Annotated in this window: 2 protein-coding genes; one reads left to right on the plus strand and one right to left on the minus strand. The window is 62.7% G+C overall.

Going from position 1 to position 1,208, the window contains the following annotated elements:
* A partial coding sequence (locus tag ACFWF3_RS36465) for a DUF1152 domain-containing protein (RefSeq protein ID WP_379318766.1) occupies window positions 1–248 on the minus strand: 248 nt, incomplete at its 3' end.
* Window positions 249–318: 70 nt separating this feature from the next.
* Here ACFWF3_RS36465 and ACFWF3_RS36470 point away from each other — a divergent pair.
* The gene (locus ACFWF3_RS36470) at window positions 319–1,068 is read left to right on the plus strand and encodes a GntR family transcriptional regulator (RefSeq protein ID WP_379318768.1); all 750 of its coding nucleotides are present in this window, start codon (window positions 319–321) and stop codon (window positions 1,066–1,068) included.
* Window positions 1,069–1,208: the final 140 nt, after the last annotated feature.

Below are 1,208 nucleotides of genomic sequence, written 5' to 3' on the forward strand. Positions count from 1 at the left end.
AGTCGGGGGAGCGAGGACTGCCCACCCGTGAGTAGACCTGCGGTGTGAGTGACTTCGTAGACTCCGCCGTGATCGACCAGTCCGTCGAAGTCTGCGGAGCTTCGAGGGCCCGGTGTCGGATCGATGATCAGCCGGTCCCAGGAGTAGCTCATGATCGCTGCGATGTGCAGGTGCGGCATCTTCTGGGCGAGCACGGCCGCGGTGACCGCATCGCCGCCTCCGCCTGCGGCGATCGCGATTGCCGTCATGTTGTGTGGTCGACCTAACTGTAACCCGTAGACTGGCTAGTGGCATATGGTACTCAACGAAGGATGCAGGTTGCCGGAAATCGAAGAGGTCTTGCCTAAGTACCTGCAGATCGCTGGGTACCTGCGCGATCAGATCGTACGTGGCGACCTCCCACCCGGGACCGAGGTTCCTTCCGAGCGTGAGTTGGCTGCGACGTGGCGGGTGGCTCGGCCGACCGCGACGAAAGCGTTGCAGGCATTGCGACAGCAGGGTTTTGTTGAGGCTCGTCGGGGTGCTGGCACATTCGTTCGAGATGTGAATCCTGCGGCTCCGCGGGCGCGCGAGCGGTATGAGCGGGCTGCGGCGATGGGGACGATGTACTCCGATGCCGAGAGCGTCGCGTTCCCGTTCGTCGGCGTAGTTGAGTCGTCCGCCTACGTTGCCACCCAATTGGGCGTCGGCGCGGGTGAGCTCGTTGTGAAGCGTCAACGCGTGATCAGCAACGAAGCTACCGGCCCAACTGAGCTCTCGACGAGTTGGTTCCCGGCGGCCACGGCTGAGGTTGCGCCGAAACTGCTGGTGACCGAGCGGCTTCGCGGGGGCACCGTCCCCCATCTAGTGGAGGTGCTAGGCCTGCGCGGCGCCTTCGCTCGCGACCAGGTGTCTGCGCGATTGGCTGACGACGAAGAGCGGCTGGCGCTCGGCCTGCCGAATCCGTCTGCTGTGCTGGTCTATTGGCTCGTCGTCTTCGACTCCGACGGCACTCCGGTGGAGTTCGACGAGGCCGTCTATCCGCAAGACCGTTGGGCGTTCCGTCAGGACTACCCGATCACCGTCTAACTCTCGGCCGATCTACCGGAAATGTTCCATGTTCGCTCAACTGGACTATGCCACTAGCTAATTTAGTGGCATAGTCCAGTTGAGCAATCTTTCCGTACGCCGGTGGGAGAGAAGAGGAGTCAGGTAGCAACGCGCATGCC

This window comes from Nocardia sp. NPDC060220, assembly GCF_042727815.1.
Classification (GTDB): domain Bacteria; phylum Actinomycetota; class Actinomycetes; order Mycobacteriales; family Mycobacteriaceae; genus Nocardia.